We start from the raw sequence: 10647 nt of genomic DNA on the forward strand, positions 1-10647 counted from the left end.
CCTAGCATTGTTCCCAGTATTATTACTACTAATACTATCCATAAAGGGTGTCTTTTTCCTTGATCTTTCCGAAAGTCCTTGACTTGTTTCAGTTTTTCTATTAAGCTCAACATATATTTAAAAGGTTGGCGGTCACTTCTCATTTTACAAAGACAGTGATCGCTTTTACTTTTGATATTCTGATGGGAGAATGAAATAGCCCTACGTTGACGCGACCACCCTAAAAAAGTGGCGTGGTGAGGAATCGCCGTCCGTTTTACGCCGGCGAGGATGTCAAATGATCGAGTTAAACCTGAGCATCAAGATTCTACCATGGAGATCGAACGTCTTAACGCCCTTTCCGATAATTATATTTTCCTCCTCTACGATCGAGCGCAAAAAATCGCAGCCGTGGTGGATCCGGCGGAACCTGAACCCGTTTTCAGGCGATTGGAGGCTTTACAGGTGGATTTAGTCGCTATTTTCAATACCCATCACCACGGCGACCATGTGGGGGCTAATCAGGCTTTAATTAATCGTTATCCCCATCTTTGTGTTTATGGGGGAAAGGAGGATCGCGGTCGCATTCCGGGGCAGCAGCTGTTTTTAGCGGAGGGGGATCGGGTGGAATTTGCCGGTCGCTCGGCCGAGGTTTTCTTTGTCCCCGGCCACACTCGCGCTCATATTGCCTACTATTTTCCCCCAGTTAACCCCGGAGATTACGGCGAGTTATTCTGTGGTGATACCCTGTTTTCGGGGGGTTGTGGTCGTTTATTTGAGGGAACACCGGGGCAAATGGTGGCTTCTTTAACTAAATTGCGATCGCTGCCTGACCAGACTAGGGTTTGGTGCGCTCACGAATATACGTTAAATAATTTAAAGTTTGCCTTGACAGTTGACCCTAATAATGCTGCTCTGCAACAGCGTTATCGGGAAGTGGAGAAAAATCGCGCCCAAGATCTTCCCACGATTCCAGCAATTTTGGGGACGGAAAAGCTGACTAATCCTTTTTTGCGTTGGGATAGTCCCGCTTTGGCAATGACCATGGATAGCAACGAACCAGTACAAGTGTTTGCACGGCTGCGGGGGAAAAAAGATAATTTTTAACTGGTAGCTAAGTAGGTAGGTGTTAAAAACTGTCAAAACCCCCCTTAATAAGGGGGGTAGGGGGGATATCCCCTGATTAAGGGGGGTAGGGGGGATATCCCCTGATTAAGGGGGGTAGGGTTGATTTGTAGGGTTGATTCATGAATCAACCCTACTAGGGGGTAGGGGGGATCAAAGGCAAAATCTATCTCTACAAGCTCAAGGGTTGCGGATCTAACTTCAAATCGGCAAGACTGACATCACCGTGACCATTTACCGCCACCTCTAGGGGCAAATTGCCGTGATAAGCTTGGATTAACAGGTTTTTTAAGTCCTCAATCAGGGGATAACGGGGATTGGCTCCGGTACACTGATCATCGAAAGCTTGTTCAGCTAAATGGTCTAATTTGGCCATAAATTCGGCTTCACTTTCGGGAATTACCTCTTTAATACTGGCCGGAATACCGATTTCCCGTTTTAAACATTCGATCGCTAATACTAATCTTTCCACACTTTCGGTCTCGCTTTCTCCTCCCAGTCCCAGGGAATGGGCGATCCTGGCATAGCGCCATTTTACGTTAGGATATTTGTACTGAGAGAAGGTGGCCTGTTTAAAGGGGGCATCGGTGGCATTATAGAGGATGACGTGGGAAATCATCAAGGCATTGGCCAGACCGTGGGGAATGTGGAAAATTGCCCCCAATTGGTGGGCCATGGAGTGACAGATGCCTAAAAAGCCATTAGCGAAGGCCATTCCTGCCATTGTCGCCGCGTAATGGACTTTCTCCCGCGCTTTCGGGTCTTTAGCTCCGTTATGATAGGAACTGGGCAAGTATTTAAACAGCAGTCGGATGGCATCTTGAGCAAGAGCATTGGTGTACTCTGAGGCTAAAACCGAGACGTAGGACTCAAGAGCGTGAGTTAACGCGTCAATTCCGCCGTAGGCTGTTAATTTTTTCGGCATATTCAGCACTAATTCCGGATCAACAATTGCCATGCTGGGAGTTAGGGCATAATCTGCCAAAGGATACTTAATATTATTACGGCGATCGGTCACGACGGCGAAGGGAGTCACTTCCGATCCTGTTCCCGAAGTGGTGGGAATACAAACCATCAGAGCTTTTTCGCCTAAAGGGGGCAATTCATAGACTCGTTTGCGGATATCCATAAAACGCATCGCCAAGCTCTCGAATTCTATCTCTGGATGCTCGTAGAGTAGCCACATGATTTTAGCGGCATCCATGGGGGAACCACCACCGATAGCGATAATCACATCGGGATTGAAGGTATTAATCACGCTTAAACCGCGTTCGACGGTTTCCAGGGAAGGATCGGGTTCCACATCATAAAAGATATTAACCGTGATGCCGATTTCTTCTAAAATTTCCTGTAAAGGTGCGGTAACTCCTAGGTCAAAAAGAGGTTTATCGGTGACAATAAAGGCCCGTTTTTTGCCGGCTAATTCCCGAATAGCGATCGGTAATGCTCCGTATTTAAAATATACTTTTGGTGGTACTCGGAACCAAAGCATATTTTCCCGGCGCTCGGCTACGGTTTTAATATTTAATAGGTGGGTAGGTTCGACGTTTTCGCTGATGGAATTACCGCCCCAAGTGCCACAACCGAGGGTTAAACTAGGATCGAGACGGAAGTTATAGATATCACCGATCGCACCCTGGGAGGAAGGGGTATTAATTAATACCCGGGCCGTTTCTACGTTGTCTTCAAAGCGCTTAATATTTTCCCGATTGGAGGGTGCGGTATAAAGCACGGCCGTATGACCTCGACCGGCAAATAAGACCAGTTTTTCGGCTTTTTTTACCCCATCTTCAAAGTCTTTTGCCCGGTACATGGCTAAAATTGGCGAGAGTTTTTCGTAGGAAAATGGTTCCTCTAAGCCAATATTTTCCACTTCTCCGATTAGTAAGCGGGTATCTTCGGGAACAGAAATTCCAGCCATGGCGGCTAATTTTTCTACCGGTTGACCGACGATATCGGGGTTGATATGACCATCTTTTAGGAGAATCCCGACGACTTTTTGCCTTTCTTCGGGGGAAAGAAGATAGGCCCCCCGATCAATAAATTCCTGTCGAACTTCTTCATAGATGCTATCGACAACGATTACCGATTGTTCGGAGGCGCAAATCATGCCGTTATCGAAGGTTTTACTGAGAATAATCGAGGAAACGGCCATTTTTATGTGAGCGGTTTCGTCCACTAAAGCGGGAGTATTACCGGCACCGACTCCTAAGGAAGGTCTTCCCGAAGAATAGGCCGCTTTTACCATACCGGGACCGCCGGTAGCGAGGATTAAATTAATGCAGGGATGTTGCATTAATGCTTGGGAAAGTTCCACCGATGGCTGATCGATCCAACCAATAATACCGGCCGGCGCACCTGCTTTGACGGCCGCTTCCAAGACAATTTTGGCCGCCGCGATGGTGCAGTCTTTGGCTCGCGGATGGGGGGAAAAAATGATGCCGTTGCGGGTTTTCAGGGCAATTAGGGCTTTAAAAATGGCTGTGGCGGTGGGATTTGTGGTGGGTACGATCCCCGCTAAAATGCCCACGGGTTCGGCGATTTTTTGCAATCCAAAGGATTTATCTTCTTCGATAATTCCGCAGGTTTTGCTGTGTTTATATTTGTTGTAGATGATTTCTGAGGCAAAATGGTTTTTAATCACTTTATCTTCTATTACTCCCATCCCTGTCTCTTGGACTGCCATTTTAGCTAGGGGAATGCGAGCGTTGTTGGCTGCTAATGCCGCTTTTTTGAAGATAAGATCTACTTGTTCTTGGTTATAGTTGGCAAATTGTTGTTGAGCTTTTTTTACCTGTTGTATCAGTTCTTCTAGCTCTTGTCTATTGGTAACTGTCATAACAATTTTGTGGATGAAATTAGACATTTTATTTTCTTATAGCGTTTTTCGGCAAGGGATTCACTTAATCTTGGGATTTTCTTTATAGTTTCCTAAGCATTGGTATTATAGGATACTAATTCTAAATCCATTGAGCATAGGTGACATATCAGGACAGGCACTCATGCAAGAGGCACTCATGCAAAGGGGAGAATAAATAATCAGTTTTTAATAACTGGATTTAGTATAAATTATGATTGACCAGTACCTAGAAAAAGTTTGAGGACAGAGACTCAATGATCAAGTTACCAGAAATTCAAGCCGTGTTCGAGAAGCTGGTTCTATTCCGCGCTCCTTGAGTGAAAAGTTTAAAGTTGATCACAGCTTGGCAACGGATTCAGGGTGAGATTCAACATCAAACTAGGATATCTCTAAACTCTAGAAAATAAATATCTTCAGAGCCACCGAATCAAAGAGAATTAAATCACTCAATTTTGATGATATTTTGAATAATTAATCTAAACCCAGTTTCTTGGCGAAATTTTTCCATCCTCTCCTGTTGTGAAGTCTGAAAGTTAGGCTTTTTGTTATTAGCAATGTAGGCTTTTCTAGACGAATAATCCTCTATACCATGATTTTCAATAAATACCCGAATTGTGTTTCTTAGTTGCTCTTCTCCGTCTCCTACCCACCCCGAATTTTTCCCCTTTCGTTCTTTTAATTCTACAAAAATCAAACAATTAGCATAGGTCAGCATTCCATCACAGCGTTTATCCATACCACTACCATCGACTTTTCTAATTTCAATACATTTATCAATAGCGGTAAATGTCACTTCAATTTCTTGAGAGTTTTCCACAATAGCAATCCAATCACTGGGATTTTCTGTATCTAAATAAGCGGGATTTTCTGAGGGAGATGGCTGATCACAAATTCCAAATTTATGCCGATGGGTTTGACTCTGACATTTTTTATCAAAGAAATTTATCTTCATAACTGTTCTTCGATTTCTAGTAAATCATCAAAAAGCTGATTTGTCTCTCCCAGGGAAAGATTGAGATAATTTTCATCAGAAGGTAAACCATTATATGTAGCAAGTTCTCGGATTTCTCCTTGCTCTGTTAATTCATATACAATAGCATCTTCTGCCGCTATACAAGAGGCTTTCGGGACAATTTGGTTGAGCTTTTCTTGGAGATAATCGGCGTTATAAATCGCTGATGATAGGATTTTTTTGATAACTTTATCCGCTTTGATAGCTAGGGTTAGATCGTTGATAATATAAGGACTATGAGTAGTTAAAATTAGTTTATTTCCCTGGGTTAAATTGGCAAATTCAAATAATTTATATAAAATCTTTTTCTGAGATTGGGGAAATAGATTCTGCTCGATTTCTTCCACAATATTTACAAAACACTCATTGCGGTATTTAGAAGATAACACTTCTAGTGCTGCCCTTTTTAGGTCATCGGAAAGATTATCATTAGAGATAATTTTCTCGATTTCCATTTTTAATCTTTTTTGCTCCTCTCCACTGAGTTCATTGCGGGAATTTTCTTGAGTTCGATTGATCGATAAAGCAATATTTCGAGAAACGAGAAATAAAGGAACAAAAGACTGAAAACCACTGGAAGCTTCTGATAGATTTAGTTGATAATCACTACCCACAATCTTTGCCAGTCTATTAAGTTTATCAAATTCCAATTTAACCTCACCTACTGGCAAAGTCAAACTGCCAGATAATTCCTGTTGTGAGCGATCCAATTCTTCCCAGAAAGTATATAATGATTCTGGCAGTCCTTTGAGTTTTTCTGGCCATCTTACTGCACTCAAAAAGTTTCGCTCTGCTGGTACATACATAATTTTTGGTACTCGATACTTTGGATTATCAGTACGCTCGATCGATAATTTAGCATTTTCAAAACTAATTCGATAAACATCTCCATTGTATTCAATTTGGGTTTCGGGTAAAAAGTAATTGGTTAAATTTTGGTATTGACAAAAAGATTTAACAAAACGATTATATTTAGTCACATATTTTTCCTCTAAATCCCCACGATATAGAGCTTTTTCCAACCAGCTTAATGTTGATATTAATTTAGCAATGCTACTTTTTCCAGTTCCTTGATTACCGATAAAAATCGTTACTTTCCGAACGTCGATAAAACCATCATTTTCTAGTAAACCCGCCTTAATTGGACCGAAGTTTTTAACTTTAATTTGGCTCATTGTTATCCCCTTGATTGACGATAAGTGGGTGGGTGGAATTAAATATAAGATGAACGTAGGTTGGGTTGAAGCATGAAACCCAACACCTGCTCATGTTACGCTACCGCTAACCCATCCTACAAATAATTGTGCCTCCCTACTTAATAAATTTTGGCCAGTAATTTGTAACCAGATGAACGTAGGTTGGGTTGAAGCATGAAACCCAACACCTGCTCATGTTACGCTACCGCTAACCCATCCTACAAATAATTGTGCCTCCCTACTTAATAAATTTTGGCCAGTAATTTGTGGAACAACCAGTTCACTGTCCTGTTTAGTCAGCTTATTGTATAACCGTTCCGTATTGGGGAAATTAGCAGCTGGTAGAGTCGGGAAACGACGATAGGGAACCGTATCTTCACCAAATAATTGTAGGTATTCCATGCTATTAACCATGGCACCAATAAAGGCCTTTAATCCCTGAGTTGCCAGAATTTGGTTATATTTCTGGATTTCTTTTTGATTCAAGGGAGCGCGACCTAAGAAGTGCTTGGTTCCCAATTCAATTACTTTCGTATTCGGATAGGGAGCATAGAATTCTTTCAGGTAAAGATCCGAACCACCTAAACCCTCAATAAACTCTTTCACCGTGATCTCAGCATTGCTTAATTTACTCTCTAAAGCGGTAAATTCGGCATTGATGATATAGGGTTCGAGATCCCGTTCAAAAATCTGACGATAGGCAGCACGAACAGTATTTTGTACGGCAACTTTATCGAGATTAGTTAACAGTTTAAAGACCTTAGTTTGTTCCCGTTGAACCGTGACACCTTGACCGACACGAGATTGAATATCGGGTTCAGTGCGAATCGAGATCGAAGGTGTACCCAATTCAATAAAGCGGGGGGTTTCCTCTTTATCAACTCTTTGGCCGATATCTTCGCGGAGATTGCCCAAACGCACCATCCGTAACTGCATCCCTTGGGGAGTTAGATAGCGCTCGTAGGGAACCGTATCTTCGCCAAAAGCTTCCGTATATTCAGGACTATCGATAATGGCATCGATTAAAGCATAGAAGCCTTTTTTCGAGCAGATATCGAAGTATTGATTCATTTCCTGACGACCGTAGGTGGGACGACCGAGCAGACGACGGTGAATATATTCGATCGCTTTTACCACATAGAGAGGAGTCCAGTAGATTTTCCGGAAAGTCTCGGATTTAGCTAGGGTTTTGATAAACTCGCGCAGAGTAATATCGCCATTTTCCAACTTAATCTCGGCCACGGATAAACGCTGACCTTCGTAGGGCATTCGACCGAAAACCTGACGATAAGCCGCTAAAATCACTCTTTGGGTGGAACTTTCGCCAAATTTAACGCTCACCCCATTGCTAGAACCGGGTAACTCGTTATTGAGACGGAAAACTTTCGGTCCCAAAGTACCGGGGAATTCACCTCGGGCGCCGGGGTTGCTATTTTGGTTATTAGTGGCAGGTCCGCGGTGGATGAGGATACGTTTGCTATCTTTACCAAAGGGAGCGGGACTAGAACTAGGTTCCCGGGTTTCTTTCGGGAAAATTGCCCCAAATTGGATTTCTAGGGGGTCATTTCCAGAACCGTAAACGTGCTGATCCGGTAAGGGGCGATCGTATTTAGCAAAGGTGGTGATAAATTGGGGAACTTTGCGGAAAGGTGCGCTGTAGTTAAACAGGTCAATCTGCATCCCCCAGTTACGACATTCCTGCGCTTCTGCACCCAAACCACGGAGATAGGGAACGGTTTCTTCGCCGAAATAGTCAGAATACTCCTGAGAATCGACTAAAGCATCGATTAAGGCCGCTAAACCGCCGCTAGAGACGATCGAGAAGTATTTCTGCACTTCTTCCCGGGAGGAAGGACCGCGACCGAGGAAATGACGGAAAGCCAATTCTAGGGCGCGACTATTGATAAAAGGTTCAAAGAACTGTTTACGATAGAGAGGCGATTTACCGAGACGACGGACGAATTCTTTCATCGAGATGTCGCCGTTTTTCACCTTCGATTCTAGGTCAGAAATGGACTGACTATAGGCGCGGGTGATGTCCCGTTCAAAAATTTGTCTGTAGGCAGCCTTGATAATCGAAGATTTTTCCGACTCCGATAAACCGGTTTTCATGACAAACTTTTGCCGTTTTTCGGCACCATTGTAGTAGCTTTGGGGAAGACTTAAACCCTGTTGGTCACTACTGGGACGCTGACGCAGTTTATTAGAGGGGGTGGGGGCTTTTAATTCCCCTAGTAGGATATTGAAATAGTCACTGATTAAAGTGGCCGCATCCTTGTCTCTCTGGAAATACTCGATCGAAGCGGCCCGCATTTCCTGTAGGGCCACGATGGTGGCATCAATAGAACAGGCATTTTCGAGAACTTCCCTTAAACCGCGGGTATTAACGATCAGGATACTGGTATCACCAGCCACGATCGCATAGGTAATATAACGCAGGAACCAGGATAAATCCCGGAGGGACTTCTGCATATTGCTCGGACCGTAACGAGAGACGTTAATCGGTCGGAATCCGGGGGGAATCGGGCCGCTAGAGGCGAAAATCCCCTTTAAGCCACCGAGGATGCCACTACCGCCACCAGACCCGCTTTCAGCGTAGGTAACGGTTCCTAATTTCATCCCTTCCTGGACGTTGATAACTTTACCCGCACCCACCAGGGCCAATTCTTCCACGGGGGGTTTTTCTAGATAGGCCATGGGTGAACCACCGGTAAAAATCCGGTTAGCTGCCCGCGAGACGATCAGATCGGAGTTCCGGGTGAGCGTTTGGGCAATATCTAAACGCTTGCTCCCCGATTGGAAGTAGGCGATCAGTTCGTTGAGTTCGGGTTTATCGAGAAAGCGGTCTTGTTGTTCTGCTTGGGTAATGGCAGATACTGGGACGGTTTGATAGAGTTGGGGACGCGCTAAGGAGCTGCCACCGCTTGCCTTAAGACTCATTGGATTTTAACTATCTCCCTTGACGATGTGCTGAGTTCTCCAATCGTGGAGGCGATCGGTCTTAAAACCAGATGTTTAAAAATTTAATCAGCATCTAGATTAAAACTTTTTGCGCTTCCTGAGATAGTTTATTAAGAATTATATAGATTTTTTTCGCTCAAGTTGCCGATTGGTCTATTCTGACACCCCACCTGTATGGGAGGCTAACCAGTCTAAATAGGTCTGTGAACCCGCCACAATCGGTAAAGCGATGATTTCTGGGACGGCATAGCTATGAAGTTCCTGTATCTTCGCCGATAACTGCTCAAACTGCTTTAAATCGGTTTTGATCACTAATTGCCATTCGCTCTCGTTTTCAATCTGTCCCTGCCAACGATAAATGGAACGCATCGGGTAAATACTGACACAAGCGGCTAGGCGATCGTTAAGTAAGGCGATCGCTAAGTTTTCCGCTTCCGTTTCGCTGGCCGTTGTCACCAGCACCACTCCAAAACCGGTTAATTTTTCAGTCATAAGTAGTCGTGCAAAATAAATTTCCTAGTGAAGATAGGCACTCATGCAAAAGGAGGAATAGATAATCAGTCTTTAATAACCGGATTTAGTATGATAACCGATAACTGATCACTGATCACTGATAACTGATAACTGATAACTGATAACTGAATTTAGGCGATCGCTTTTTCTAAAGCGGCCAGATCGGGAATACAGAGAGATTCCTGCTGTCGTTGAATCAGGCCTTTTTTCTGCAATTTGGTCAAGGAGCGGGTCACAGTTTCCCGGGCAAGTCCACTAATACTACTCAACTCCCGGTGAGGTAGATTAGGAATTATCGCACCCTGACCGCTTTTTTCTCCTTGACCTTCGGCTAAAAAGAGTAAAGTATCGGCCACTCTGGAGAGACTATCGGCCTCGCGCAAACGTAAACGCCGGTTAAGTTGACGCAAACGCTTGGCCATTAACTGAGAAAGACGAATTCCCGCTAAAGGTTCCGATTTGAGCAGATTAACAAAATCTTGGGCGGGAATACTGCTAATTGTGGCCGTGGTTAAGGTGATAGCATCGCTGGAGCGGGTAGATTTGTCTAAAGCGGCCATTTCTCCGACTATTTCCCCTTTACCGACGATATTTAAGGTGACTTCTTTACCCGACCTATCGTAAGTACGAATTTTCACCCAACCATCCAGAATAAAGTAAACCGAACCACCCCAATCATTTTCTAATAAAATCGCCCGATTAGCAGGATGAGTTCGGGTGACAGCATGAGAAGTAACTTGATCGAGGGTTTCAGGGGGCAAACCGACCAATAAGGTGGCTGTATCCAATAATTTTTGAATCTCTGCTGATTTTTCCGCAGGATAGCGTTTTTCTTCCATGGTTTAATATTAGACCTCTTGCATAATTTTTTTATGGTATAACATAAGGTTTTGCTTTTTTCTCAATTCTTAGATTGAAGTGGAAAAAAGAATAAAATGTGATCTTAGGTGAGGAAATCATCTATAATTTTGCTATGTTTATTAGCAAAATTATGGATTATC

General features: G+C 43.6%; 8 protein-coding genes. 1 reads left to right on the top strand and 7 read right to left on the bottom strand.

The window, feature by feature from the left end:
- Positions 1 to 113 (bottom strand): transposase family protein (locus EWV66_RS10170; RefSeq protein ID WP_287107755.1); only part of this gene is annotated, 113 nt, incomplete at its 3' end.
- Positions 114 to 312: 199 nt separating this feature from the next.
- Between EWV66_RS10170 and gloB the strand changes: the two genes are divergently transcribed.
- On the top strand, positions 313 to 1086 hold the full coding sequence (gloB, locus tag EWV66_RS10175) for a hydroxyacylglutathione hydrolase (RefSeq protein ID WP_072926024.1): 774 nt from the start codon (positions 313 to 315) through the stop codon (positions 1084 to 1086).
- Positions 1087 to 1276: 190 nt separating this feature from the next.
- Here gloB and adhE read toward each other — a convergent pair whose 3' ends face one another.
- The 6 genes from adhE to EWV66_RS10205 all read right to left on the bottom strand — a co-directional run bounded on the left by adhE (position 1277) and on the right by EWV66_RS10205 (position 10485).
- Positions 1277 to 3943: a bifunctional acetaldehyde-CoA/alcohol dehydrogenase gene (gene adhE / locus EWV66_RS10180; RefSeq protein WP_052276564.1), complete on the bottom strand. Its 2667-nt coding sequence runs from the start codon at positions 3941 to 3943 to the stop codon at positions 1277 to 1279.
- 463 nt (positions 3944 to 4406) lie between these two features.
- The gene (locus tag EWV66_RS10185; protein ID WP_052276565.1) at positions 4407 to 4916 is read right to left on the bottom strand and encodes a hypothetical protein; all 510 of its coding nucleotides are present in this window, start codon (positions 4914 to 4916) and stop codon (positions 4407 to 4409) included.
- Complete coding sequence (locus EWV66_RS10190) at positions 4913 to 6151, bottom strand: AAA family ATPase (protein ID WP_052276566.1); 1239 nt, start codon at positions 6149 to 6151, stop codon at positions 4913 to 4915. The genes EWV66_RS10185 and EWV66_RS10190 overlap by 4 nt, the downstream gene beginning before the upstream one ends.
- A 213-nt stretch (positions 6152 to 6364) precedes the next feature.
- Entirely contained in the window at positions 6365 to 9112 is a 2748-nt protein-coding gene (locus EWV66_RS10195; RefSeq protein WP_287115946.1) for a phycobilisome rod-core linker polypeptide, read from the bottom strand.
- Positions 9113 to 9286: 174 nt separating this feature from the next.
- Entirely contained in the window at positions 9287 to 9625 is a 339-nt protein-coding gene (gene cutA / locus EWV66_RS10200) for a divalent-cation tolerance protein CutA (protein WP_052276567.1), read from the bottom strand.
- Positions 9626 to 9777: 152 nt separating this feature from the next.
- A complete protein-coding gene (locus EWV66_RS10205; protein ID WP_052276568.1) occupies positions 9778 to 10485 on the bottom strand; it encodes a Crp/Fnr family transcriptional regulator in 708 nt (235 codons plus the stop codon).
- Positions 10486 to 10647 lie beyond the last annotated feature (162 nt).

Source organism: Microcystis sp. M_OC_Ca_00000000_C217Col (genome assembly GCF_007095585.1).
Taxonomy (GTDB): Bacteria; Cyanobacteriota; Cyanobacteriia; order Cyanobacteriales; family Microcystaceae; genus Microcystis; species Microcystis panniformis.